This is a genomic window from Pantoea sp. R13S299 (assembly GCF_048515925.1).
In the GTDB taxonomy this organism is placed as follows: Bacteria; Pseudomonadota; Gammaproteobacteria; order Enterobacterales; family Enterobacteriaceae; genus Pantoea.
This window is the reverse complement of record NZ_JBLYEF010000004.1, coordinates 246,322-269,835: the sequence shown is the minus strand read 5'-3', so window position 1 is coordinate 269,835 and position 23,514 is coordinate 246,322. Positions and strand designations below refer to the sequence as shown.

The 23,514-nt window shown below is 57.6% G+C and carries 24 protein-coding genes; 13 read left to right on the top strand and 11 right to left on the bottom strand.

What is annotated here, in order from left to right; genetic code table 11:
• Window positions 1-29 precede the first annotated feature (29 nt).
• The 5 genes from endA to ruvX all read left to right on the top strand — a co-directional run bounded on the left by endA (window position 30) and on the right by ruvX (window position 3,657).
• The gene (gene endA / locus ACN1CO_RS18300; protein ID WP_419140173.1) at window positions 30-734 is read left to right on the top strand and encodes a deoxyribonuclease I; all 705 of its coding nucleotides are present in this window, start codon (window positions 30-32) and stop codon (window positions 732-734) included.
• Between the two features lie 70 nt (window positions 735-804).
• Window positions 805-1,536, top strand: a complete 732-nt coding sequence (gene rsmE / locus ACN1CO_RS18295; protein ID WP_419140172.1) for a 16S rRNA (uracil(1498)-N(3))-methyltransferase — start codon at window positions 805-807, stop codon at window positions 1,534-1,536.
• Between the two features lie 106 nt (window positions 1,537-1,642).
• The gene (gene gshB, locus ACN1CO_RS18290) at window positions 1,643-2,587 is read left to right on the top strand and encodes a glutathione synthase (RefSeq protein ID WP_419140171.1); all 945 of its coding nucleotides are present in this window, start codon (window positions 1,643-1,645) and stop codon (window positions 2,585-2,587) included.
• Between the two features lie 87 nt (window positions 2,588-2,674).
• Entirely contained in the window at window positions 2,675-3,238 is a 564-nt protein-coding gene (locus tag ACN1CO_RS18285; RefSeq protein ID WP_419140170.1) for a YqgE/AlgH family protein, read from the top strand.
• Window positions 3,238-3,657, top strand: a complete 420-nt coding sequence (gene ruvX, locus ACN1CO_RS18280; protein WP_419140169.1) for a Holliday junction resolvase RuvX — start codon at window positions 3,238-3,240, stop codon at window positions 3,655-3,657. Before ACN1CO_RS18285 ends, ruvX begins: the two co-directional genes overlap by 1 nt.
• Here ruvX and ACN1CO_RS18275 read toward each other — a convergent pair.
• Window positions 3,651-4,658 (bottom strand): type IV pilus twitching motility protein PilT, encoded by a 1,008-nt coding sequence (locus ACN1CO_RS18275; RefSeq protein WP_419140168.1) that lies wholly within the window; start codon window positions 4,656-4,658, stop codon window positions 3,651-3,653. The two genes, ruvX and ACN1CO_RS18275, sit on opposite strands and share 7 nt — an antisense overlap.
• 14 nt (window positions 4,659-4,672) lie before the next feature.
• Here ACN1CO_RS18275 and ACN1CO_RS18270 point away from each other — a divergent pair, with 14 nt between their 5' ends.
• The 4 genes from ACN1CO_RS18270 to hemW are packed head-to-tail and all read left to right on the top strand — an operon-like array spanning window position 4,673 to window position 7,694.
• Window positions 4,673-5,380 carry a YggS family pyridoxal phosphate-dependent enzyme gene (locus ACN1CO_RS18270; RefSeq protein ID WP_419140167.1) on the top strand — a complete coding sequence of 236 codons (708 nt, stop codon included), beginning with the start codon at window positions 4,673-4,675 and terminating at the stop codon, window positions 5,378-5,380.
• 12 nt (window positions 5,381-5,392) lie between these two features.
• Complete coding sequence (locus tag ACN1CO_RS18265; RefSeq protein ID WP_013358979.1) at window positions 5,393-5,947, top strand: YggT family protein; 555 nt, start codon at window positions 5,393-5,395, stop codon at window positions 5,945-5,947.
• Between the two features lie 21 nt (window positions 5,948-5,968).
• Window positions 5,969-6,562, top strand: a complete 594-nt coding sequence (locus ACN1CO_RS18260; protein WP_419140166.1) for an XTP/dITP diphosphatase — start codon at window positions 5,969-5,971, stop codon at window positions 6,560-6,562.
• Window positions 6,555-7,694, top strand: coding sequence for a radical SAM family heme chaperone HemW (gene hemW, locus ACN1CO_RS18255; protein WP_419140165.1), 1,140 nt, complete (start codon window positions 6,555-6,557; stop codon window positions 7,692-7,694). Before ACN1CO_RS18260 ends, hemW begins: the two co-directional genes overlap by 8 nt.
• Before the next feature lie 49 nt (window positions 7,695-7,743).
• Here the strand turns inward: hemW and ACN1CO_RS18250 are convergent, their stop codons facing one another.
• The 3 genes from ACN1CO_RS18250 to trmB form a co-directional block, all read right to left on the bottom strand.
• Window positions 7,744-8,460, bottom strand: a complete 717-nt coding sequence (locus ACN1CO_RS18250) for a DUF2884 domain-containing protein (RefSeq protein WP_419140164.1) — start codon at window positions 8,458-8,460, stop codon at window positions 7,744-7,746.
• Between the two features lie 65 nt (window positions 8,461-8,525).
• Complete coding sequence (locus ACN1CO_RS18245; protein ID WP_003853403.1) at window positions 8,526-8,852, bottom strand: YggL family protein; 327 nt, start codon at window positions 8,850-8,852, stop codon at window positions 8,526-8,528.
• Entirely contained in the window at window positions 8,852-9,571 is a 720-nt protein-coding gene (gene trmB, locus ACN1CO_RS18240; protein ID WP_283547122.1) for a tRNA (guanosine(46)-N7)-methyltransferase TrmB, read from the bottom strand. Before trmB ends, ACN1CO_RS18245 begins: the two co-directional genes overlap by 1 nt.
• A gap of 154 nt (window positions 9,572-9,725) precedes the next feature.
• Here trmB and mutY point away from each other — a divergent pair, with 154 nt between their 5' ends.
• From mutY to mltC, 3 genes are read left to right on the top strand one after another with little or no spacing between them, the layout of a single operon-like run.
• Window positions 9,726-10,811 (top strand): A/G-specific adenine glycosylase, encoded by a 1,086-nt coding sequence (gene mutY / locus ACN1CO_RS18235; RefSeq protein ID WP_419140163.1) that lies wholly within the window; start codon window positions 9,726-9,728, stop codon window positions 10,809-10,811.
• The gene (locus ACN1CO_RS18230) at window positions 10,811-11,083 is read left to right on the top strand and encodes an oxidative damage protection protein (protein WP_003853409.1); all 273 of its coding nucleotides are present in this window, start codon (window positions 10,811-10,813) and stop codon (window positions 11,081-11,083) included. Before mutY ends, ACN1CO_RS18230 begins: the two co-directional genes overlap by 1 nt.
• A 54-nt stretch (window positions 11,084-11,137) precedes the next feature.
• Entirely contained in the window at window positions 11,138-12,217 is a 1,080-nt protein-coding gene (gene mltC / locus ACN1CO_RS18225) for a membrane-bound lytic murein transglycosylase MltC (protein ID WP_013358985.1), read from the top strand.
• Between the two features lie 855 nt (window positions 12,218-13,072).
• Here the strand turns inward: mltC and ACN1CO_RS18220 are convergent.
• Window positions 13,073-15,226 (bottom strand): ornithine decarboxylase, encoded by a 2,154-nt coding sequence (locus ACN1CO_RS18220; protein ID WP_419140162.1) that lies wholly within the window; start codon window positions 15,224-15,226, stop codon window positions 13,073-13,075.
• A gap of 545 nt (window positions 15,227-15,771) precedes the next feature.
• Between ACN1CO_RS18220 and ACN1CO_RS18215 the strand changes: the two genes are divergently transcribed.
• Window positions 15,772-16,755, top strand: coding sequence for an MDR family oxidoreductase (locus ACN1CO_RS18215; RefSeq protein WP_419140161.1), 984 nt, complete (start codon window positions 15,772-15,774; stop codon window positions 16,753-16,755).
• 28 nt (window positions 16,756-16,783) lie between these two features.
• Here the strand turns inward: ACN1CO_RS18215 and ACN1CO_RS18210 are convergent, their stop codons facing one another.
• From ACN1CO_RS18210 to ACN1CO_RS18185, 6 genes are all read right to left on the bottom strand, one after another.
• A complete protein-coding gene (locus ACN1CO_RS18210; protein WP_419140160.1) occupies window positions 16,784-17,281 on the bottom strand; it encodes a CinA family protein in 498 nt (165 codons plus the stop codon).
• A 91-nt stretch (window positions 17,282-17,372) separates the two neighbouring features.
• Window positions 17,373-18,149 (bottom strand): heme ABC transporter ATP-binding protein, encoded by a 777-nt coding sequence (locus ACN1CO_RS18205; protein ID WP_419140159.1) that lies wholly within the window; start codon window positions 18,147-18,149, stop codon window positions 17,373-17,375.
• Window positions 18,149-19,147 (bottom strand): FecCD family ABC transporter permease, encoded by a 999-nt coding sequence (locus ACN1CO_RS18200; RefSeq protein ID WP_419140158.1) that lies wholly within the window; start codon window positions 19,145-19,147, stop codon window positions 18,149-18,151. The genes ACN1CO_RS18205 and ACN1CO_RS18200 overlap by 1 nt, the downstream gene beginning before the upstream one ends.
• Window positions 19,140-19,967 (bottom strand): heme/hemin ABC transporter substrate-binding protein, encoded by an 828-nt coding sequence (locus tag ACN1CO_RS18195; RefSeq protein WP_419140157.1) that lies wholly within the window; start codon window positions 19,965-19,967, stop codon window positions 19,140-19,142. Before ACN1CO_RS18195 ends, ACN1CO_RS18200 begins: the two co-directional genes overlap by 8 nt.
• Window positions 19,964-20,995, bottom strand: a complete 1,032-nt coding sequence (locus ACN1CO_RS18190) for a hemin-degrading factor (RefSeq protein WP_419140156.1) — start codon at window positions 20,993-20,995, stop codon at window positions 19,964-19,966. Before ACN1CO_RS18190 ends, ACN1CO_RS18195 begins: the two co-directional genes overlap by 4 nt.
• 49 nt (window positions 20,996-21,044) lie before the next feature.
• Window positions 21,045-23,417, bottom strand: a complete 2,373-nt coding sequence (locus ACN1CO_RS18185) for a TonB-dependent receptor domain-containing protein (RefSeq protein WP_419140155.1) — start codon at window positions 23,415-23,417, stop codon at window positions 21,045-21,047.
• Window positions 23,418-23,514: the final 97 nt, after the last annotated feature.

Genomic DNA, 23,514 nt, shown 5'->3' with positions numbered 1-23,514 from the left:
CCTTTTTCGTATCAGGTAGAAACTGGAATATGTCTCGCATAATAAGTCTGGCGGTTGCGCTGCTGTTCGCGCCCGCCGCTGACGCCCTTAATCTGAATAACTATCATCAAAATAACTTTCAGCAGGCTAAAACTTTTGCGGCGGCGATTAACGCCGATGCACCAGGTTCGTTCTACTGTGGCTGTAAGATTCAGTGGCAGGGAAAAAAAGGCATTCCCGATCTCAACAGCTGCGGCTATCAGCCGCGCAAAAACGCGAATCGCGCCGCACGCATTGAGTGGGAACATGTGATGCCGGCCTGGGAGTTTGGTCATCAGCGCCAGTGCTGGCAGGAGGGTGGCCGCAAAAACTGCAGCAAAGATCCTGACTATCGCCGCATCGAAAGTGACCTGCACAATCTGGAACCCGCGGTGGGTGAAGTGAATGGCGACCGTGGCAACTTCGCCTACAGTCAATGGAACGGCAGCGAGAAGCAGTACGGCCAGTGTGAGATGAAGATCGACTTTAAACTCAAACTGGCGGAGCCACCTGCACGGGCGCGCGGCGCCATTGCCCGCACCTATTTCTATATGCGCGACCAGTATAATCTGCGCATTTCGCGCCAGCAGACGCAGCTGTTTACCGCCTGGGACAAGCTCTATCCCGTCACCCAATGGGAGTGTGAACGCGACCAGCGCATTGCAAAGGTTCAGGGCAATCACAATCCTTATGTGCAGCAGGCTTGCCAGCGCTAAAATCCCTGCCCTACACTAGCTCTTTTTCCCATGACGTCGCTGCAGCGCGGCGTCCGGTCTCAGGAAACTTATGCGCATACCTCGCATCTATCACGCCGAACCCTTAGACATCGGCAGTGAAATTACCCTGGATGAAGATGCATCCAATCATGTGGGCCGGGTACTCCGGATGACGGCAGGTCAGCGTCTGGAACTCTTTGATGGCACTAATCTGACTTTTGCAGCAGAGATCACGCATGTTGATAAAAAGCGTGTAAAAGTATCGCTCACAGAGAGCCAGCCGGACGATCGCGAGTCGCCTTTACATCTGCATTTAGGTCAGGTGATGTCGCGTGGTGAAAAAATGGAATTCACTATCCAGAAATCGATCGAACTTGGCGTGAATGTCATTACACCCTTGTTTTCCGAGCGCTGTGGCGTAAAGCTTGATGCTGAGCGTCTGGCGAAGAAGATCCAGCAGTGGCAGAAAATCGCTATTGCCGCCTGCGAGCAGTGCGGCCGTAATCGCGTGCCGGAGATTCGTGAAGCAATGACGCTGGAAGCCTGGTGTGCCGAAGCTGACAGCGGTCTGAAGCTTAACCTGCATCCGCGTGCCAGCCACAGCATCAACACGCTGCCACAGCCTGTTGAACGGGTCCGACTGCTGATTGGCCCTGAAGGCGGTTTGTCTGCGGACGAAATTGCGATGACGGCACAGCACGATTTTACTGACATTCTGCTTGGCCCACGGGTATTACGCACCGAAACTACCGCGCTGACGGCCATTACGGCACTTCAGGTGAGGTTTGGCGACCTGGGTTAAGCGATACTTTCAGCGGAAAGAGAGCAGGCATAATGTCCTGACCGATCGGCCCACTGCAGACCGAACCAGACGAGGCGGTTAACACCGCCTCACCGAGGAGATAATAATGATTAAACTTGGCATCGTGATGGACCCTATTTCATCCATCAATATTAAAAAAGACTCCAGCTTCGCTATGCTGCTGGAAGCACAGCGCCGTGGTTACGAAATTCACTACATGGAGATGCACGATCTCTCCATGCGCGGTGGCGTGGCGTCTGCCCGCACCCGTCTGCTGACCGTTGAGCAGAACCCTGAGAACTGGTATCAGTTCGGCAGCGAGCAGGTGATCCCGCTGGCTGATCTGAACGTGGTGCTGATGCGTAAAGATCCGCCATTCGATACCGAGTTCATCTATGCGACCTACATTCTGGAGCGCGCCGAAGAGCTGGGTACGCTGATCGTGAACAAACCGCAGAGCCTGCGTGACTGTAACGAAAAGCTCTACACCGCCTGGTTTGCGGAGTTCACGCCTGACACCCTGGTGACCCGCAGCAAAGCGCAGCTGCGTGAATTCTGGCAGGAGCATGGCGACATCATCATGAAACCGCTGGATGGCATGGGCGGCGCGTCGATTTTCCGCGTGAAGAAAGACGATCCTAACTTTGGCGTGATTACTGAAACCCTGACCGAACATGAGAGCCGTTTCTGCATGGCGCAGAACTACATCGCGGCGATCACCGAGGGTGACAAACGCGTGCTGGTCGTGGATGGTGAGCCGGTGCCTTACTGCCTGGCGCGTATCCCGCAGGGCGGTGAAACGCGTGGGAATCTGGCCGCCGGTGGTCGTGGTGAAGCGCGTCCGCTGAGCGAAAGCGACTGGGAAATTGCGCGCCGTGTTGGCCCGACCTTGAAAGCAAAAGGGCTGATTTTTGTCGGTCTGGACATCATCGGTGATAAACTGACTGAAGTTAACGTGACCAGCCCAACCTGTATTCGTGAAATTGAGGCTGCGTTCCCGATCTCCATCACCGGCATGTTGATGGATGCCATTGAGAAGCGCCTGGGCTGAGCATGACGCCGGGGCGTGGCTCCGTGATCAACCCAATACCGGTGCGGCCGTCGCGTGCCGGTTATTTTTTTGGTACATCGTGTGAGAATGAATTTACAACATCACTTTTTGATTGCCATGCCTTCATTGCAGGATCCTTTCTTCAAACGTTCCGTGGTCTATCTCTGCGAACATAACGAAGAGGGTGCAATGGGACTGATCATCAATAAACCCATGGAAAACCTGACGGTTGAAGGCATTCTTAAGAAGCTGAAAATCTCTGCTGACGATCGCGACCCCTCGATCAAGCTGGATAAACCGGTGTTTACCGGCGGCCCGCTGGCAGAAGATCGTGGCTTTATCCTGCACTCAGCACAACGCACTTTTACCTCCAGCATTCGTGTCTCCGATAACACGATCATCACCACGTCCCGGGACGTGCTGGAGTCGATTGGCACCGCATCTCAGCCTGCCAATGTGCTGGTCGCGCTGGGCTACTGTGCCTGGGAAAAAGATCAGCTGGAAAACGAGCTGATGGAAAACGCCTGGCTGACGACGCCAGCTAACAGCAACATCCTGTTCCAGACGCCGATTTCAGAGCGCTGGCGCGAAGCGGCACGCAGTATTGGCGTCGATATTCATAATATGGCCAGTGACGCGGGACACGCCTGATGTCAACTCAGACTCTGTTAGGCTTCGACTTCGGCACCAAAAGTATTGGTGTCGCCGTAGGTCAGGAACTTACTGGCAGCGCCCGTCCGCTGACCGCCATCAAAGCGCAGGATGGCATCCCGGACTGGCAGGTGATTGAAAAGCTGCTGAAAGAGTGGCAGCCCGATTTCGTGGTCGTCGGTTTACCGCTGAACATGGATGGTACCGAGCAGCCGCTGACCGATCGCGCGCGTAAATTTGCCAATCGTCTGCATGGTCGCTTCGGCATCCAGGTGGAGCTGCAGGATGAACGACTCAGCACGGTAGAAGCGCGGGCAGGACTGTTTGAGCGCGGCGGCTATCGCGCGCTTAACAAAGGATCGGTCGATTCACAATCTGCTGCCATCATTCTGCAGGACTGGTTCGAAAATCATTACTGATCTGCTTGCTCAATCAGTCCGGCTGCCTGCCGCGCCAGCCGGCTCTGTTCAAACGTCTGCATACCAGCCTGCGCGCCGGTCTGCAGCAGCGCAGGGATCTGGTGCATCTTGCCTTCCCGGATCAGATTCGTGATGCCGGGTGTGGCGAACAGTACCTCAAACAGTCCGATACGCGATCCGGCAACAGACGGCACCAGCCGCTGCGCGATCACCGCTTTCAGGCTCCCCGCCAGTTGAGTGCGCACCAGCTGTTTCTCCTCCGCCGGAAAGACATCCACCAGCCGATCCACCGCCTGCGCCGCACCACGCGTGTGCAATGTCGCCAGCACCAGATGGCCGGTCTCTGCCGCTGTCAGCGCCTGACGAATGGTGTCGCTGTCGCGCAGTTCGCCCAGCAGAATTACATCCGGATCTTCACGCAGTGCCCCCTTTATCCCCAGCGAGAACGAACCGCAGTGCAGGCCGATTTCACGCTGCTGAATCAGCGACTGCTGGCTGTGATGAATAAATTCAATCGGGTCTTCCAGCGTGATGATATGACGCGCCTGCTGGCGGTTCAGCGCATCGACCAGCGCCGCCAGCGTGGTCGATTTTCCACTGCCGGTCGCCCCCGTCACCAGAATCAGCCCATCCTGCTGTTCCAGCAGCGTCGGCACAATGGCGGGCAGTTGCAGGCTCTCCAGCGTCGGGCACGTCGTGGCGATAATGCGCAGCGCCAGTGACAGCCCGTTGCGCTGCATAAACAGATTCGCACGCAGACGCTGACCGCTTGCCAGACTCAGGGCGAAATCGAGCTGCCCTGCGCGTTCCAGCTCCTGCCGCTGCGGGTCACTGAGCCAGCGGGCCATAAACTGCTCCATCCAGACGGCAGAGAGCCTGGCCTGCTGCGGAATCACTTCCAGCCTTCCCTGCCGCCGCCAGTAGGGCAAATGTCCGCTGCAAAGGTGCAGATCGGCGGCATTATGCTTTACACTAAGCCCCACCATTTCATCCAGATTCATAATTTCTCCTGACTATGACCTCAATCCAGCAGAACCTACAGCAAATGCGGCAGCGAATCGCCGCCGCTGCCGCGAATTGCGGCCGCGCACCAGAAGAAATTACCCTGCTTGCAGTCAGCAAAACCAAACCTGCGAGCGCGGTCGAAGAAGCCTTTGCCGCTGGCCATATTGCCTTTGGTGAAAATTACGTTCAGGAAGGGGTTGAAAAGGTTCAGGCACTGGCCGCACATCCTGAGCTGGAGTGGCACTTCATCGGCCCGTTGCAGTCCAACAAAAGCCGTCTGGTGGCAGAGAATTTCGCCTGGTGTCACACCATTGACCGCCAGCGCATTGCGCAGCGGCTCAACGATCAGCGGCCCGCGTCGCTGCCACCGCTGAATGTGTTAATTCAGGTAAATATCAGTGACGAGAACAGCAAATCTGGCATCATGCTGGAGGCCGTTTCCGGGCTGGCGGAGCAGATCGCTGCCCTGCCGCAACTGCGGCTGCGCGGATTGATGGCGATTCCGGCGGCGGAGAGTGATTACCAGCGGCAGCTGGCGGTGTGTCAGCAGATGGCGGAGGCCTTCCGGCAGCTGCAACAGCAGTATGCAGGTATTGATACGCTTTCGCTGGGAATGAGCGATGACATGGAGGCGGCAATCGCCGCAGGCAGTACGATGGTGCGTATCGGCACCGCCATTTTTGGCGCACGCGATTATGCGCACAACTCACAACAATAATAGAGGAACTTCATGTTAACACTGACGTTTTTAGTAAAAACGCTGATCGATCTCTACGTCATGGTGCTGCTGTTACGCATCTGGATGCAGTGGTCACGCTGCGATTTTTACAATCCAGTGGCACAGTTTGTCGTTAAAGTTACCCAGCCCATTGTTAAGCCGCTGCGCCGCATACTGCCGGCTCTGGGGCCGATTGATACCGCATCGCTGCTGCTGGCCTTTGTGCTGACAACGCTGAAATACCCGATTTTACTGCTGATTCAGGTGGGCGTGTTCTCAGTCGATCCGACTAACCTGCTGGTCGGCCTGCTGTCGCTGGTGAAATCCGCCGGCTATCTGGTCTTCTGGGTCATCATCGTTCGCTCTCTGATGAGCTGGATCAGCCAGGGCCGTGGCCCGGTCGATTATCTGCTGGTGCAGCTAACCGAGCCGATGATGGCGCCTATTCGCCGTATTCTGCCTGCGATGGGCGGCATCGATTTCTCCGCGATGATCGTCATCCTGGTGCTGTATGCCCTGAACTTTCTCGGCATGGACCTGTTCCCGGGTCTCTGGTATCTGCTGTAAATGAATCAAACTGGAACTGTTATGCAAAAAGTTGTCCTCGCAACCGGCAACCCCGGCAAAGTGCGTGAGCTGGCGGAGTTACTCTCCGCCTTTGGTCTGGATATCGTCGCACAGACTGACCTTGGGGTTGAATCGGCCGAAGAGACCGGCCTGACCTTTATTGAGAACGCGATTCTCAAGGCGCGTCACGCGGCACAGATCACCGGATTACCGGCCATTGCCGATGACTCCGGCCTGGCCGTGGATGCGCTGGGCGGCGCGCCTGGCATCTACTCGGCGCGCTACGCCGGTGAAGAGGCCAGCGATCAGCAGAACCTGGAGAAGCTGCTGCAGGCGCTGGAAAATGTCCCTGACGGTCAGCGCCAGGCGCAGTTCCACTGCGTGCTGGTCTATCTGCGTCATGCAGAAGACCCGACTCCGCTGGTATTCCACGGCAGCTGGCAGGGTGAGATCACCCGCTCGGCCGCTGGTGCCGGTGGCTTTGGTTACGACCCGATTTTCTTTGTCCCGGCGCTGGGTAAAACCGCGGCCGAGCTGAGCAAAGCGGAAAAAGGTGCGGTTTCTCACCGGGGTAAAGCATTGACGCTGTTGCTGGAAGCGATGCGTAATGCCTAATCTGCCGCCGTTGAGTCTCTACATTCATATTCCGTGGTGCGTACAGAAGTGTCCCTACTGTGATTTTAACTCCCACGCGCTGAAAGATGAGGTGCCGCACGTTGAATACGTGCAGCATCTGCTGCGCGATCTGGAGATCGACTTACCGCTGATCGGTGACCGGGAAGTGCGCACTATCTTCATTGGTGGCGGCACGCCCAGCCTGCTGAGCAGCAGCGCGATGCAGATGCTGATGGATGGTGTGCGGGAGCGTCTGACGCTCTCCCCGGATGCGGAAGTGACCATGGAAGCCAATCCAGGCACCGTAGAAGCGGACCGGTTCAGTGCCTATCAGCGCGCCGGAATTAACCGTATTTCGATTGGCGTACAGAGTTTCAGTCCGCAAAAGCTGCAGCGTCTTGGCCGCATTCATGGCCCGGAAGAGGCTGTCCGCGCCGCTGAACTGGCGGAGTCGCTGTCACTGCGCAGCTTTAATCTCGACCTGATGCATGGCCTGCCGGATCAGTCGCTGGAAGAGGCGCTCGATGATTTGCGTCAGGCGATTGCGCTGAATCCGCCGCACCTCTCCTGGTATCAGCTCACCATCGAACCCAACACCCTGTTTGGCTCACGCCCGCCGGTGCTGCCGGATGATGATGCACTGTGGGATATTTTCGAACAGGGCGATCAGCTGCTGCAGGCCGCCGGTTATCAGCAGTATGAGACCTCGGCCTACGCGAAGCCGGGATATCGCTGTGAACACAACCTCAACTACTGGCGCTTTGGCGACTATCTGGGGATTGGTTGTGGCGCACATGGCAAGCTGACTCAGCCGGATGGCCGCATTGTCCGCACGGTCAAAACCCGTCATCCGCGTGGATTCATGCAGGGTAACTACCGCGAAAAGCAGTATGACGTTGCCGATAGCGACAAGCCGTTTGAATATTTCATGAACCGCTTTCGCCTGCTGGAAGCCGCGCCGCGCGAAGAGTTCAGCCGCTACACCGGTTTGTCAGAAGAGGTGATCCGTCCGCAGATGGATGCCGCGATTGCCGCCGGTTACGTGACTGAAACCGCTGAGCAGTGGCAGATTACGGAGAAAGGGAAATTGTTCCTGAATTCGCTGCTGGAGCTGTTCTTAGCGGAAGAGTAAGTGCGGAAGAGTAAAAAAGCGCCTCAGCCCGGCAGGCTGAGGCGTTAAACTATTTTTTCAGTGCGCCGGTAAGCTGTTTACGCTGATCTTCCAGCGAAATAACGCGATTACATACCTCGTGACCGAAGTTCTGGAAATCCTGCTCCTGCTTGCTCCACTCATCCTGAATCGACTGTTGCAGACCGCCCAGATTGCCCATAATCGCCTGCAGCGGATTACTGCCGCCGCTGCCCTGCTTACTGCCCATCTCATTCAGGCTATCCTGCATCACGCCGCCCAGCGTTGACTGAACCAGTCTTTCGCCTTCGGCGCGCACCTGATCAATCGCCTGATGGTGGAACGTCAGCCCATCTTCACGGTGTTCAATGATGCGGTTCATCTGCTGTTTCAGCTGGCCATTCAGCGTGGTCAGGCGATTACGCACGTTGCTGTCGGTGCCCAGTTTCTCAACGATGACCCGGTCCAGTGCTGCACGCCCTTTCTCCAGACGTGACGTCGCCCCGCTGTCGATCCACGGCAGATCGCGACGCAACGCGTTCTGATAGTCGATCGCTTTCTGGCGTTCAGCCATATCCAGCGTGATCTTCTGTCCGTTGAACTGTACGTCGCCCTGCGGCGAGATTTCCATATTGCCGTTAGCACCGACTACCTGCACACTTTGCGGCCTGATGACCACATCGTCCTGCGGCTTAACGCTGCATTCATAGGCTGCCTGAGCCTGAGTTGCTGCCACCAGCAGCACAGCAAGAAGCGCTTTACGCATCATATCTACTCCCTAAGATCGGGTCTGAAACCCTCTGATCGGGCCTCAGCCCGACACGGTGTGACGACTTAGTCCCACCAAACGTCAAAGAGTTCAGTCATCTGCACGTCCTGCAGCTTGCGGTCTTCCAGCCATTTGCGCACCAGCGCACGATGCTCATCGGTGCATTTGCCGGTTTTCTGCAGGCAAACCAGACCTTCCCACACCAGGTAACCGCTGCCATCGAAGGCCAGACCATTAGGATCGATCGCTTCATTGATGAACTGGTTCAGCGTCTCATCAATTTCGCTTTCGCTGGTGCCTTCCGGGAAGCGCCAGGCAACCGAGAAGCCCAGCTCCTGAAACTCGTCGATGTGCAGTTTCTTACGTAAACGGCGGCTGCGTTGTGTGGCCATTATTTCACCCTCTCAAACATTAAATCCCATACGCCATGGCCTAAACGCTGCCCGCGCTGCTCAAACTTGGTCAGTGGACGCGTCTCAGGACGCGGCACGTAATTCTGTTGTTCTGACTGATTGCGGTAGCCATCGATGCTGTTCATCACTTCAAGCATATGCTCCGCGTAGGCTTCCCAGTCGGTCGCCATATGGAAAACGCCGCCCAGTTTCAGTTTACGCATCACCAGCTCGGCGAAGGGAACCTGAACGATACGACGTTTATTGTGACGTGCTTTATGCCACGGATCGGGGAAGAAAAGCTGAACCATGCGCAGTGAGTTATCCGGAATCATCTTCTCCAGCACTTCCACCGCATCGTGACACATTACCCGCAGGTTCTGCAGATCGGCTTCTTTGGCGGCGGCGAGACAGGCACCCACGCCCGGCGCGTGCACTTCTATACCCAGGAAGTTCTGATGCGGCGTGTTCTGCGCCATGGTCACCAGCGATGCGCCCATACCAAAGCCAATCTCCAGCGTCACCGGAGCTTCGCGGCCAAATAGCTCGGGCAGATCGACAGGCTCCGGCTGATATTCCACCCCCATGACCGGCCACAGGGTATCCAGCGCCTGCTGCTGGCCTTTCGTTAAGCGACCCTGGCGGCGCACAAAGCTGCGGATCCGGCGCAATGGCCGCCCGTTCTCATCAAATTCTGGGGTGATGACGTCATTAATCATGTAAAAGCCTGCTGGTTAGCCTGTTCCGGGAAACGGGCATTATGCAAAGTTCATAAGCAGAAGCAAGCCTTTGCAATCTTCCGGTTTACACCCAGGTGCGCATGTGCTGGAATTCCTGCCTGAGTGTAGAGTAAACACGGAAAATTTCCTTCTTATGATGCAAGCGCCGCAGTTCGCGCAACAGGTGCTGGACTGGTATCAGCGCTTTGGTCGCAAAACCCTGCCGTGGCAGCTGGAGAAAACGCCTTATAAGGTGTGGCTCTCCGAAGTAATGCTACAGCAAACCCAGGTTGCCACGGTAATTCCCTATTTTGAACGCTTTATGGCGCGCTTCCCCACGGTCACCGATCTGGCTGCGGCTCCGCTGGATGAAGTGCTGCATCTGTGGACCGGCCTGGGCTACTACGCCCGTGCGCGCAATCTGCATAAAGCCGCAAAGCAGATTGTCGACGTTCATCAGGGCGAGTTCCCGCGTAATTTCGATGATGTCTCTGCCCTGCCCGGCGTCGGCCGCTCAACGGCAGGCGCGGTCCTCTCGCTGTCACTGGGTCAGCATTTCCCGATTCTGGATGGCAACGTCAAGCGCGTGCTGGCTCGCTGCTATGCCGTCAGCGGCTGGCCGGGTAAAAAAGAGGTCGAAAAGCGGCTCTGGCAGATCAGCGAGGAGGTCACGCCCGCTGAGGGCGTCAGCCAGTTTAATCAGGCGATGATGGATCTGGGTGCTATCGTCTGTACCCGATCTAAGCCGAAGTGTGAAATCTGTCCGCTGAACAGCGGGTGTGAGGCCTATGCCAGCAGCAGCTGGGCGAGCTATCCTGGCAAAAAGCCTAAGCAGGTGCTGCCAGAGCGCAGCGGCTGGTTCCTGATGATGCAGGATGGCGATGATGTCTGGCTGGAGCAGCGGCCGCCTGTGGGCCTGTGGGGCGGTCTGTTCTGCTTCCCGCAGTTCACCACTGAAGCGGCGCTGACCGACTGGCTGGCGGCGCGTGGTATTCATGCCAAACCGCAGCAGCTCACCGCGTTTCGTCACACCTTCAGCCATTTCCATCTCGATATCGTACCTATGTGGCTGGCATGGCCTTCTGCCGGGGCGGCGATGGATGAAGCAGGCGGTCTCTGGTATAACTTAGCGCTGCCACCATCTGTGGGATTAGCCGCACCCGTTGAGCGCCTGTTACACGAGCTGCGCCATCCCCGACAACTGGCTTTAAGCAGTTGTGAGATTAATGAGGAAGAATAATGAGCCGCACCATTTTTTGTACTTTTTTACAGCGCGACGCCGAAGGGCAGGACTTTCAGCTCTATCCGGGCGATCTGGGTAAGCGCATTTACAACGATATTTCTAAAGAAGCCTGGCAGAAGTGGATGGCGAAACAGACCATGTTGATTAACGAGAAGAAGCTCAACATGATGAATCCCGAAGATCGTAAAGTGCTGGAGAAGGAGATGATCAATTTCCTGTTCGAAGGCAAAGACGTTCATATCGAAGGCTATACACCGCCAGAAGCGTAAATATTCCGGGCCTCATCGCTGAGGCCAGTTATCCAGGTCAGGCTTGCACTCCCAATGAATAAAAAATTAATCGCCCTGCTGGTGATAGCACCACTTTTGGTTTCCTGCTCCGGATCAAAGAATCAGCAGTCCCACGAGGAGTGGGTTAAAGACACCAATGGCTTTGATATTCTGATGGGCCAGTTTGCTCACAATATTGAGAATATCTGGGGTATCAACGAGGTCCTGATCGCCGGACCGAAAGATTACGTCAAATATAGCGACAACTATTACACCCGCAGCCACATCAACTTTGAAAGCGGTAAGCTGACCATCGAGACGATTTCTGGCACCGATCCCATGGCCAGTCTGCGTCAGGCGATCGTGACCACGCTGTTGATTGGTGAAGATCCGGGTAATGTCGATCTCTATTCTGACGCCAACGATATCGAGATCAGTAAAGAGCCGCTGCTGTATGGGCAGGTGCTGGATAACACCGGTCAGCCGATTCGCTGGCAGGGCCGCGCAGAAGCCTTTGCTGACTATCTGATTCAGAATAAGTTGATGCGCCGCACTTCGGGTCTGCATGTGATTTACAGCATTTCGATTCCGATGGTGCCGAACCACCTGGATAAGCGTGCGCACAAATACCTGCCGATGGTGCGTAAAGCTGCCGAACAGTATGGTGTCGATGCCTCGCTGATTCTGGCGATTATGCAGACCGAATCGAGTTTTAACCCCTACGCCGTGAGCCACTCTGATGCGCTGGGTCTGATGCAGGTGGTGCAGCATACCGCCGGTGTTGACGTGTTCCGCATGAAGGGTAAATGGGGCAAGCCGAGCCGCAGCTATCTGCTGGATCCGGAGAACAATATTGATGCCGGCACGGCGTATCTGTCGCTGTTGCAGCGCAGCTATCTGGGCGGCATTCAGGATCCGGTATCACGCCGCTATGCGGTGATCACCGCCTATAACGGTGGTGCAGGCAGCGTGTTGCGCGTCTTCTCCAGCGATAAAGATCGGGCGTTCTCGATGATCAACGGCATGTCACCCAGCAAGGTTTATTCGACCCTGGCGAACCAGCATCCGTCGGCGGAGTCGCGTCGTTATCTTTATAAGGTGAGCACGGCGCAGAAGAGTTATCGGGGATTCTGATGGCTCGGCGCTGAAGTTGGGGGTGTTCGCTGCGCGAACGGGCTTGCTGCGGAGCTGAAGCTGGGGTGTTCGCTGCGCGGACGGGCTATGAGAAGTTTTCGTTCGCCTGGCGGACTGGGCAGTTTCAGTAACGCCTCTGCAGGCGACCAACAAGGGGGCGCCAGTCGCCGCGCCCCCTTGACCCCGGTCTCCGGCCTGCTTCACCGCCGCTTCGCGGTCCCTTCGCTTCTTCAGGATTTCTCACGGACCGCCGGGACGCGCCATCCCTGGCGCGAACCCGCCTCTTCGCGACATCCCTGTCGCTCGTCCTGAAATCCTTCATCCGCTCAGCGGTTCTGACGGCCTCCCTCTCCCCGCTTTTATCTCTTCTTTTTAATGTTGAGTACTCTATCGCTTCATGTTTTTGGAAGGGTCTCTGGGCAGCAGACAATACTGCACTAAAAAGCATAAAAATTTTACAGGCGGGGGGGGGTTATCAGAGGCATCCGAAGCGCTGAGGAACAACCGGAGGCGAGGATGAGCCGACAGGACGTCGGCGAAAGGACGGCACGAGCCAGGGATGGCGAGTCCGGACGGTCCGCGGGCCGCAGGGCGTGACGAAGGGACCCCGCAGAGCGGGGCGCGCAGGCAGCCGGACGCCGGGATTGTTAAGGGGCGGGCGTCCGCCCCTTGACGCGTCCGCCTGCACGGAGAACCTGAAACTGCCCACTGCCTGGCGGGCGTGACCTTCTCATAGCCAGCCCGCTGCTAAGCGAACCCTGCCGCCGGACGGGCGCAACCCGCTCAGTTTGAGCCCGTTCGCGCAGCAAACAAAAAGGCTGGGCGGGCCGCTACCCGCCTCTGCCCCCGCTCAGATCAGCGCCCCACCATCATATTCGCCACCAGATACTTCTGTCCCTGCTCATCCTCTTCGGTATAAACGCCCTGCAGCTCCGGCGAGAAGCCTGGCAGTAGATTAAGCCCCTCTTCCAGCGCCAGGAAGTAACGCTGCACCGCGCCGCCCCAGACTTCTCCTGGCACGACGCACAGCACGCCCGGTGGATAAGGCAGCGCGCCTTCAGCAGCGACACGGCCTGCGGCCTCGGCGATGGGCACCAGCTCCACTTCGCCGCGAATATAAGCCTGATGCGCATCCTGCGGATTCACGCTGACCGGCGGGAACTCGGCGGCGCGGAACATCAGGCGCTGCAGATCTTTGACGTTGTGACTGACGTAAAGGTCGTGCATCTCCTGACAGAGGCGACGCAGGGTATAACCGGCGTAGCGCTGCGCGTTTTTGCGGTAAATCGTCGGCAGCACTTCGGCCAGCGGCGCATCCTCTTTAACGTGCTGCTCAAACTGCGCCAGCATCGCCACCAGATTCGCCATCTTCTCCGGACTTTCAGCCGGCGTCAGCAGGAACAGGATCGAGTTGAGATCACACTTCTCCGGCACGATGCCGTTTTCGCGCAGGTAGTTCGCCAGAATGGTCGCCGGGATACCGAAATCACTGTATTCCCCGCTGGCCGCATCAATGCCCGGCGTGGTCAGCAGCAGTTTGCAGGGATCGACCCGATACTGATCGCGCGCGTAACCCGCGAAACCGTGCCATTTCGCCTGCGGTTCAAAGCTGAAGTAACGCAGATCGCGAGCGATCGTCTCCGTGGGTGCATCCTGCCAGCGCTGACCATCCACCGTCTCCGGCACAAACGGCAGGATCATTTCGCAACGGTCCAGGATCGCTTTACGCGCCTCAATACCCAGCACGACGCACTCATCCCACATGCGACGGCCCGCTTCACCCTGATGCATTCTGGCGTTGATATCCAGCGCGGCAAACAGCGGATAAAACGGACTGGTTGAGGCGTGCAGCATAAAGGCGTTATTCAGTCGCTTATGCGGGCAAAAGCGCCGCTGCCCGCGAATGTGGTTATCTTTTTTATGGATCTGCGAGGTCTGAGAAAAACCGGCCAGCTGCTTATGCACGGACTGCGTGACAAAGATGCCGGGATCGTTTTCATTCAGCTCCAGGGTCAGCGGCGAACAGCCTTCCATCAGCGGAATGAACTGCTCATAGCCGAGCCACGCGGAATCAAACAGGATGTAATCACACAGATGGCCGATACGATCCACTACCTGACGCGCGTTGTAGACCGTGCCGTCGTAGGTGCCCAGCTGAATGATCGCCAGACGGAAAGGCCGCGCCGCTTCCGCACGCTGCGGATCCACTGCCGCGATCTGCTCGCGCAGATAAGCCTCATCAAAGCAATGCGCATCAATGCCGCCAATAAAGCCGAAGGGATTACGGGCCGCTTCAAGATAAACCGGGGTCGCGCCCGCCTGAATCAATGCGCCGTGATGGTTCGACTTGTGATTGTTGCGGTCAAACAGCACCAGATCGCCACGGGTCAGCAGCGCATTGGTCACCACTTTATTGGCGCTTGAGGTGCCGTTAAGCACAAAGTAGGTTTTGTCGGCGTTAAACACCTTTGCCGCATACTTCTGTGCATCTTTGGCTGAGCCTTCATGGATCAGCAGATCGCCCAGTTTGACATCGGCGTTGCACATATCTGAGCGGAAAACATTCTCGCCGTAGAAGTCATAAAACTGTTTGCCCGCCGGATGCTTTTTGAAGAACGCGCCGCCCTGATGTCCGGGACAGGCAAAGGTGCTGTTCTGCATATCGACATAGCGGGTCAGCGTTTCGAAGAAAGGTGGCAGCAGCTCAGCTTCATACGCCTGCGCGGCCGCTTCCAGCGCAACCCACTCCTGCGGCTCGCCATTCAGCTCACCGCTGACGCCGGGCAGGTGCATCACCTCTTCTTCAAACGCATTCGCGACAAACACCGGCAGATTAAAGCCGGTGTGACGCAGCAGCGCCAGCACACCGCTGCGGGTATCCGCCAGCGAGACGACGACCGCCGCCACATCAGTAAAGTCGGTGTTATCCAGCGTCACGACGTCACGCGCGGTATTCAGGGTCAGACTGGGCGCGACAGCGGCGCTGGCAGCAATTTTCAGTGGAGTCATAACAGAATCCCTAACGTCAGGGAGGAAGTGCCTGAGGCACAATCATGGGGACAGCGCCCCGGCGAATTATTCAGCATTACACAGCCCGTGGAGAAAAGCCCCACAGCCGCGGCCTGGCTGGCCTCACCGCATGAGGAATAACGCAGAGTGCGGAAATGAGGAAAACCCGGTGCGCGCCGGAAAAAGCGAACGGTAATCCGGGCAGGTGCGCGGTGAACCGGACATGGCGACGTCCTCTGTGGTGAAGAAGCAGGGTCAAAAAGTGGCGGTCATAATGTCATCTTTTTTATGCATGAACAACCCGAACCACGCAATTATTCAGTCACCCCACTAAAATGTAACAATATGATTTTTATAGTCTATTTATCATAAAAACTTAATAATCCGACTAATTATCTGAAATACATGCAGATTTATGCAAATAGCATGCAGCGTGCTTTTTCGGTCCAGCCGCCGCCTTCATTTGCAGAGGCGGCCATTGCCCTACCGCATTACCGCTGCCAGGCGTAAACTGATCTCCTCTTTCCCACTCTGCCGGAGGCTGCATGTTCAAGGCACTGGTCATTGAAAATGACGAACAAGGTTACCGTTCCCTGCTGAAAGATCTCCCCGAATCCCAACTGCCCGACCACGATGTCACGCTCGACGTCAGCTACTCATCCCTGAACTACAAAGATGCCCTGGCTATCTGCAACAAAGGCCCGATTGTGCGTCAGTTCCCGATGGTGCCGGGTATCGATTTTGTGGGCCGGGTGACAGCCAGCCGCCATCCCGACTGGAAAGAGGATGATGTGGCGCTGCTGACAGGCTGGGGCGTGGGCGAAAAACAGTGGGGCGGCCTGGCGCAGAAAGCCAGCGTCAGCGGCGACTGGCTGGTGCGTGCGCCCGCTACGCTGAGTCCGTTGCAGACCATGGCCATTGGTACGGCGGGGCTGACCGCTATGCTCTGCGTGATGGCGCTGGAAAAGCAGGGCATCACACCTGACCGTGGTCCGGTGCTGGTGACCGGAGCCAGTGGCGGCGTCGGCAGTTATAGCGTCAGCCTGCTGGCGCGTCTGGGCTATGAGGTGATCGCGTCGAGCGGACGCGCCAGCGACCATGCGTATCTGATCGAGACGCTGGGCGCAGCCTCGGTGATAGACCGTGAAGAGCTCTCCCAGCCTGGCAAGCCGCTGGCAAAAGAACGCTGGGCCGCTGCGATAGACAGCGTCGGCAGTCATACTCTGGCAAACGTGCTGGCCGCCACCCAGCGCGACGGCGCGGTTGCCGCCTGCGGCATGGCGCAGGGACTCGACCTGCCAGCCAGCGTCGCACCTTTTATTCTGCGTGGCGTGACGCTGGCCGGTGTCGATAGCGTGATGTGTCCGAAGCCGCTTCGTGAGCAGGCCTGGCAGCGACTCGGTGAGCTGATGGATAGCGAACGGCTCAATAAGCTGAGCCGGGTTATTCCGCTGAGTGAAGCCAGAGAAGGTGCGCAGGCATTGCTGGATGGCAAAGTGCAGGGCCGTCTGATTGTCGACTGCCGCTAACGCTTTTAAAGGCGCGTGAATCGCGCCTTTATCGATCGGCTCGCTGCAGCCGTTTAATCAGCCCTTCCAGCGCGAACTGCGTGCCCTGCTCCATTACCGATTTCGGATCGCCGCTGAACTGGTGGCATTCCGCCTCGTCCCTGCCGTCGGGCAATACCCAGCCAAACCAGATAGTGCCTGCCGGTGTGCCATCCTCGCCGCCATCCGGTCCGGCATAGCCGGTGATCGATAATCCAACCGGTTCACCCGAGCGGGCGCAGGCTCCCTGCACCATCTCCCTCGCCGTCTGTTCGCTCACCGCCGTATGCTGTTTCAGCGTGTCAGGATGTACCCCCAGCAGACGCGTTTTGGCATTTTCGCTGTAGGTCACAAAGCCGCTGGTGTAGAAGTCACCGCTGTTTTCCACCGCGGCCAGTGTCATGCTGATCAGCCCGGCGGTACAGGATTCGGCGGTTGCCAGATGAAGTCCGGAGGAGAGTAAAATATTACCCAGTTGCTCAGCGGTTTGATCTAATGATTTTGCCATTATGGTCTCCTTAAGACTGTCCGGAACTCCAGGTATAGCGCAAAATCAGCGAATCAAAGCGCGCAAGGCAATGTTTTTAAAGCGAAACGGTCTAAACCCGCAGCTGAATATGCGGCTGTCCACTCTCCGCATGCGCCACCACCTGCAAATCGGCCTGGTACCAGCGCATCAGCGTCGCTTCCGTCATCACCGTCTGCGGCGAGCCCTGTGCCACCAGCTTACCCGCGTGCAGCAGCAGGATGCGATCGGCCCACAATGACGCCTGATTCAGGTCATGCAACACGGTGCAGACGGTAAGATCACCGGCACGCGTCAGCTGGCGCAATAAACGCAGGGTTTGCTGCTGCCAGAAGAGATCCAGCGCCGAAGTCGGCTCGTCCAGAAACAGCCAGCCGCGTGGTCTTCCTTCCTGCCAGAGCTGCGCCAGGACACGCGCCAGCTGCACCCGCTGCTGTTCGCCGCCGGAGAGCTGGCGGTAATCGCGCTGCGCCAGCCGTTCACAGCCTGTCAATTGCATCACCTCCGCCACAATCTGCGATGTGTGCGCCTCCGGCCAGGGCGCACGGCCCATCGCCACTACCGACTGCGCCGACTGCGAAAAAGTCAGGTTGTTCTGCTGACGCATCACTGCACGGCGTCGCGCCAGCTGCTCGCGCGGCCATGCCGACATCGGCCGATCGTTCAGCCAGCACTCCCCCTTTTCGGGCGGTAAAAATCCGGTCAGCATCCGCAGCAATGTCGATTTACCCGCCCCGTTGGGACCGATTAGCGCCACCAGCTCGCCACCTGACAGCGTGACGTCAAGATGATCAATAACCGTTTTGCCGCCGCGGGTGAGACACAATCCTGTGGCCTTTAACGTTTCCATCACTCAAATCCTCGCTGCTGACGCAGGATCAGCCAGAGAAACCACGGACCGCCAATCAGACTGGTGAGCAGCCCGACCGGCATCTCTGCCGGAACCACCAGGGTGCGTGCCAGAGTATCGGCCAGCAGCAGCAGAATCGCCCCCGCCAGCGCTGAACCGGGCAGCAGCCAGCGATGATCGCTACCCAGACAAAAACGCATCACGTGCGGCACCACCAGTCCGACGAAGCCGATCACGCCGCTGACCGAGACCGCCGTGCCAACCAGCAGCGCACTGATAATCAGTAGCTGATGCTGAGTACGTTTCACATCAATGCCCATGTAGTGCGCATCCTCCTCGCCCGCCTGCAGCAGGTTAAGGTGGCGGGCACGAGTCTGTAACAGCAGCAACGCAGGCAGAATCAGCAGCAGGCAGATCAGCAGCGCGGGCCACTGCGCCTGGCTCAGGCTGCCCATGCCCCACAGCGACAGCTGACGCAGTTGCTGGTCATCGCTCAGCCACGACAGCACGCCTACCGCCGCGCCGCAGAGCGCATTAATCGCAATGCCGACCAGCAGCAGTCGGGAGAGATTGCCGCGTGCCAGCCGACTGAAACTAAAGATCAGCAGCGTAACCAGCAGGCTGCCGATAAATGCAGCGATCATCGGTAGCCACAATGCCAGCGATGGCGGCAAGGCCAGCGGAATAACGATTGCCACCGCTACCGCCAGCCCCGCGCCGCTGCTGATACCGAGCAGACCCGGATCGGCCAGCGGGTTACGGAAAACGCCCTGCATCACCGCGCCAGAGACCGCCAGCGCCATGCCAATCACCACCGCCAGCAGCACGCGCGGCAGGCGGATATCCAGCCAGATCTGCCAGATGAGATCGCTGAGCGGTGCCTGCCACAGCGCCCGCACCGACAGCGACATCGCCCCCAGATTCGCCGCCAGCACCATCGCTACCAGCAGAACAATCAGCATCAGCGCCAGGCTACGCAGCGCATTGCCATTAATCATGCTTCAGCGATTCCGCAGCCTGACGCAATTTCACCATTGCCTGTGGTGTATCAAGTCCAAAACCTAGCAGCGCCATGGTGTCGATCACCAGCAGACGATGCTGCTGTCCGGCTGGTGTCAGCGCCAGACCCGGTAACTGCCACAGCTGGGCTTCACCGCCCAGGGTTTTCAGACCCTCCTCGCCGATCACCACCAGATCCGGCGCGGCGGCGATCACGCCTTCCTGCGACAGCGCCTGATAGTGCGGCACCGAGCCCATGGCATTCTCCAGCCCGGCGCTGCGAATTGCGCCATCAGCCGCGGTCTGATTTCCCGCTGCCATCGTTTTCATACCGCTGTTTGCCATGATGTAGAGCACTTTCACCGGCAGTGGTTGCTGCGGCAACTGGTGAATCTGCTGCGTTAATTGCTGCGTCAGTGCCTGAGCTTCACCTTCACGCTGCAGCGCCATGCCCACAGTCATAATTTTCTTTGGGATCGCTTGCAGGCTGCTCTCGCCGCTGACCGTCACCACCCTGACGCCCGCGCGGGCAATCTGTTGCAGCACCAGCGACGGCTTTGCCTGCTCGCTGACGAGAACCAGCGTCGGCTTCAGTGCCAGGATTCCTTCAGCATTAAGCTGGCGCATATACCCTACGTCCGGCAGTCGCACAGCCTGCGCCGGACGCAGACTGGTGCTGTCGCGCGCCACCAGTTGTGACTGGGCATCAAGCGCGTAGATAATCTGGGTGATATCTCCCCCAATCGACACCACCCGCTCCGCCGCCAGCGTCAGTGATGGCAGCGCCATCAGCAGCCACAACAGACTCAGGCATTTCATCCCGCGGCTCCCGGTGTGCGGAGTGCGCTCACCTGCTCACGCCAGCAGGCCTGTTCTGGCGTGCCTTCCGTGCGCTGTCCATAGAGCTGGGCGATCTGCGTGCCGTCGGCGGCGAACAGTTCCAGGCTGGTAACAAAGCCATCGCCTGTTGACTTGCGCGTGACCCAGCTTTCGCTGATCTGGTCAGCCATCAGGTGCAGCGTGAACTGTGGATTGAAGATGTTGAGCCAGTTTTCCATTGGCTGCAGCTTCTCTACCCTGCCGGTGAAAATCTGGGTGCAGCCACGGTTGCCGACAAAAATCATAATTTCATTGCCCGCCTGCTTCGCCATCTGCAATACACGCTCAAGCGCGTCATTACTGGTCTGCCAGGCAAGATCTTCACCCACTGCGCGGAACGCCTGCGGTCGAGACACCTGATGGCGCTTCAGCAACGCGAAAAACTGATGAACATCGGTCATGGCGCGCCATTCACGGTCAATGGCGATGGCATCAATGGTCTCTGTCTGGGTAGCAGCAGCTTCCGGCTCAACCACAAGCGGCATCGCAGCGGCTTGGGTAAAGTCGGCGATTAGCGCCTGCCACGCCGCCATGTTGGTCTGCTCCGTAACGTAAACTTTCAGCACCGCATCGCCGTGACGATCGAAGATCTGAATGCTGTGACGGACGCCCTTCGCGGTTGTCTCCTGCAGCGCAAAGGCGCTGAACCACTGTCCGACAAACAGACGCAGGTCGAGCGCGCGGGGATTAAGGACCAGGCCGCCATGCGCGCCAATCTGCACATTCTGGTATTCGCCCAGATGCTCATGCACCGCATAAGCGTTACGGGTAATGCTTTTGGTTTCGCCGACTGCGCCCAGTGCCTTCAGTAGAGCCGGAAAATCGTGTTTCAGCGCCACGGCATCAACGCCGATGCGCGCTTCACACAGTTCCGCTTCGCTGATACCCATAAGCGAAGCCAGGTCGCGGGCATATTTTTTCGGCTGTTCACCCTTAAGGGCAAGATAGTGCTGATAAATCGGACTCATGGTTTAGATTCTCTTAGTAATGCCCTGCATCAGCGCAGGGCGACAGTGATTAAAAATCGACGTTAACACCTAACTGGAAAGTGCGGCCCGGCATCACGGCCAGTGCCTGATCGTTGCGCTCCTGCTGGGTGGCGCTGGTCAGTTCACGGCTGCTGAGATAATCCCAGTATTTGCGATCGGTAATGTTGTAAAGTCCGCCGCTTAACCTGACGTTATGTGCAACGCGCCAGTACGCGGTCATATCCACCATGCCATAGCCCGGCACCCGCATGTAATCAGTGCTGGAATCAGTCAGGCTATTGCCGGAGTTAGTGAAGCTGTTGCGGTTGGTGGCGCTGGCTTTCTTGCCTTTAACAAACGTGGCGGTGACGGCGGCGCCGTAGTTGCGCGTCTCATCATCCCAGGCGAGCCCGACAATCGCTTTCATCGGCGCGACGCTCTCCAGATCGACGTAGCGATCGCCTGCGTAGCCTGACTTCGCCGCGCCCTGGGTATAACCCAACGCCAGATTCGCGCTCAGCCCCTCGACCTCGCTGAACCAGCTGCCGAAGTTCACTTTGCTGCTGATTTCAGCCCCATAGATGTAGGCTTTGTCACGGTTCTCCGCCTGATAGGTGGTGTAGATGTTGCTGGGTACATTGACAAACTTACCCGGATTGGCCGCCCGGCTGTAGCGGGTAAAGGCGATGAAGTTTTTATAGTCGTTATAGAACGCAGCAGTATTAAGCGTGACGCCTTCTGCAACCTGACCTTTTATACCCCACTCGTAATTGTTGCTGGTTTCGGTTTTCAGGTCTGCATTGCCAATCAGCGCATACTGTGCGGGGCCGGCATAGCTGGATCCAAGGTTCCAGGAGCCATAGAGCTGAGAGTCGTTGGGGAACTGCGCGCCACGGGTATATTGCAGATACGTCATCAGCTTCGGCGTCAGATCGTACTGGAAGGCGATCGACGGCAATATCTGAGTGTCGCTGTTTGGCGAACCGTAGAGCGCAGAGACTTCGCTGGCGTCGAGCACACTACTGTTGGTGGTCAGCGTCGCCACATCACGCGGTCGGGTATTCTGGTACGCCACGCGCACGCCCGGCACGATAGCCGCACGGTGCCCGTCAGCATCAAAGCTGATGGTGTCCTGCAGATAACCGCCCACGGTATAGCTGCGGCTGTTAGCCTGCGGCTGCATGATCTCAGCAAAAGCACTGGCGGGCGGTGCCTGGCGGAAAGGTCGTTCAGTATCGACCAGACGCGCATTCAGCCCGGCGCTCAGTTCATGTCGCCCGATGCTTTTAAGCGCGCGAGTGTCAAAACCGTAGCTGTCGCTATTGTAGTCGGAGTAGACGGTTTGCCAGGCGGTGGCGCTTGACGGCATAAAGGTGTTGTCATGTGCCTGGGTTTGCTGCCAGTAAACGCGGGTCGTCAGACTGTCGATCAGGTCATTATACGGCGTGTACTCATCCGCAAGGCTAATGCCCCAGCGCCGGGTATCGCTCTGCTGCTGTGCCGTTCCCCAGACGGTATTGCCTGATGTGCTCCAGCTGTCGTAATGGCTGTGGTTGGTTTTGTGATAGTAATCGACCGTCGCGCTGAACTTGTGAACATCATTGGGCTGCCAGATGCCGGAGGTCATAAAGGCGTCGGAGTGCCAGTTGGCCGGATAAGCATCAAGCGTGTCACTGTTATTGCGGGCCTGCTGTCCGTCACGACGACTGTAAACAAAGATCCCCCGTAGCGTATCGTCACCTGCTGCCGCAGTCATGCCGTTGTGCCAGCTGCGGCTGGATGAGTCGTAGTCGCTTTGATAACCGAAATAAGTGGTTTTACCGGGATGCAGATAGTCGTCCGGGGATTTGTTACGGAACGAGACATTGCCGCCAAGCGACGTGTTGGACTGATCCACTGCTGTGGCGCCCTTTTCTATCTCAATGCGGCCAAACATATAAGGATCGATGTAATCGCGGCCAATCCCAAAGCTGTCGAGACCGGCGCGTCCCACATAGCTGCGGCCGGTGGCCTGTGGCAATGGAATGCCATCCACATCCAGACCCACGCGGTTGCTCTCCAGACCACGAATGTTGTAGCCGGTATAACCCGCCCGATCAAAGCCGCTTTTACCCGCCGAGGAACCACCACTGGTGCCGGTAGCGCTGATCAACGGTTCATAGCGCATGATCGATCCGAAGTCGGTGGCGCCACGTTGCTGCAGATCGCTGGCAGAGAGCGTAGTCTTGCTGCCTGCCGTTTTTTTGATTTCCGGCGACATCACAGTCATTACCGGCTCGGCACTGCTGTCCTGGCGGTCGGAAAGTTTCTGCGGGACAGATTCACTGCGCGCGGCATACGTGCAGGGGGTTGTGATGAATGTGGCGAACAACGCCAGTTGAGACAGACGCGTTTGCGTCAATCTCCGAAAACGTGGTGACATAGGCGCGAATTACCTGATTAATTGTTAGTATTCGCTCACTTGCTTGCTGCTATATAAAAACGGCCCTGCATAAAAGCCGTAAAAAGTCAGAACATCT

What these genes read in the sequence shown, in the direction of transcription:
- ACN1CO_RS18265 (WP_013358979.1), top strand. Translation starts at nt 5,393, where the DNA reads ATGTTAACACTGACGTTTTTAGTAAAAACGCTGATCGATCTCTACGTC.
- mltC (WP_013358985.1), top strand. Translation starts at nt 11,138, where the DNA reads ATGAATAAAAAATTAATCGCCCTGCTGGTGATAGCACCACTTTTGGTT.
- ACN1CO_RS18245 (WP_003853403.1), bottom strand. Translation starts at nt 8,852, where the DNA reads ATGGCCACACAACGCAGCCGCCGTTTACGTAAGAAACTGCACATCGAC.
- ACN1CO_RS18200 (WP_419140158.1), bottom strand. Translation starts at nt 19,147, where the DNA reads ATGATTAATGGCAATGCGCTGCGTAGCCTGGCGCTGATGCTGATTGTT.
- ACN1CO_RS18215 (WP_419140161.1), top strand. Translation starts at nt 15,772, where the DNA reads ATGTTCAAGGCACTGGTCATTGAAAATGACGAACAAGGTTACCGTTCC.
- ACN1CO_RS18230 (WP_003853409.1), top strand. Translation starts at nt 10,811, where the DNA reads ATGAGCCGCACCATTTTTTGTACTTTTTTACAGCGCGACGCCGAAGGG.
- ruvX (WP_419140169.1), top strand. Translation starts at nt 3,238, where the DNA reads ATGTCAACTCAGACTCTGTTAGGCTTCGACTTCGGCACCAAAAGTATT.
- ACN1CO_RS18185 (WP_419140155.1), bottom strand. Translation starts at nt 23,417, where the DNA reads ATGTCACCACGTTTTCGGAGATTGACGCAAACGCGTCTGTCTCAACTG.
- trmB (WP_283547122.1), bottom strand. Translation starts at nt 9,571, where the DNA reads ATGATTAATGACGTCATCACCCCAGAATTTGATGAGAACGGGCGGCCA.
- ACN1CO_RS18195 (WP_419140157.1), bottom strand. Translation starts at nt 19,967, where the DNA reads ATGAAATGCCTGAGTCTGTTGTGGCTGCTGATGGCGCTGCCATCACTG.
- ACN1CO_RS18270 (WP_419140167.1), top strand. Translation starts at nt 4,673, where the DNA reads ATGACCTCAATCCAGCAGAACCTACAGCAAATGCGGCAGCGAATCGCC.
- ACN1CO_RS18220 (WP_419140162.1), bottom strand. Translation starts at nt 15,226, where the DNA reads ATGACTCCACTGAAAATTGCTGCCAGCGCCGCTGTCGCGCCCAGTCTG.
- ACN1CO_RS18205 (WP_419140159.1), bottom strand. Translation starts at nt 18,149, where the DNA reads ATGGAAACGTTAAAGGCCACAGGATTGTGTCTCACCCGCGGCGGCAAA.
- hemW (WP_419140165.1), top strand. Translation starts at nt 6,555, where the DNA reads ATGCCTAATCTGCCGCCGTTGAGTCTCTACATTCATATTCCGTGGTGC.
- ACN1CO_RS18275 (WP_419140168.1), bottom strand. Translation starts at nt 4,658, where the DNA reads ATGAATCTGGATGAAATGGTGGGGCTTAGTGTAAAGCATAATGCCGCC.
- gshB (WP_419140171.1), top strand. Translation starts at nt 1,643, where the DNA reads ATGATTAAACTTGGCATCGTGATGGACCCTATTTCATCCATCAATATT.
- ACN1CO_RS18285 (WP_419140170.1), top strand. Translation starts at nt 2,675, where the DNA reads ATGAATTTACAACATCACTTTTTGATTGCCATGCCTTCATTGCAGGAT.
- endA (WP_419140173.1), top strand. Translation starts at nt 30, where the DNA reads ATGTCTCGCATAATAAGTCTGGCGGTTGCGCTGCTGTTCGCGCCCGCC.
- ACN1CO_RS18260 (WP_419140166.1), top strand. Translation starts at nt 5,969, where the DNA reads ATGCAAAAAGTTGTCCTCGCAACCGGCAACCCCGGCAAAGTGCGTGAG.
- ACN1CO_RS18190 (WP_419140156.1), bottom strand. Translation starts at nt 20,995, where the DNA reads ATGAGTCCGATTTATCAGCACTATCTTGCCCTTAAGGGTGAACAGCCG.
- rsmE (WP_419140172.1), top strand. Translation starts at nt 805, where the DNA reads ATGCGCATACCTCGCATCTATCACGCCGAACCCTTAGACATCGGCAGT.
- mutY (WP_419140163.1), top strand. Translation starts at nt 9,726, where the DNA reads ATGATGCAAGCGCCGCAGTTCGCGCAACAGGTGCTGGACTGGTATCAG.
- ACN1CO_RS18250 (WP_419140164.1), bottom strand. Translation starts at nt 8,460, where the DNA reads ATGATGCGTAAAGCGCTTCTTGCTGTGCTGCTGGTGGCAGCAACTCAG.
- ACN1CO_RS18210 (WP_419140160.1), bottom strand. Translation starts at nt 17,281, where the DNA reads ATGGCAAAATCATTAGATCAAACCGCTGAGCAACTGGGTAATATTTTA.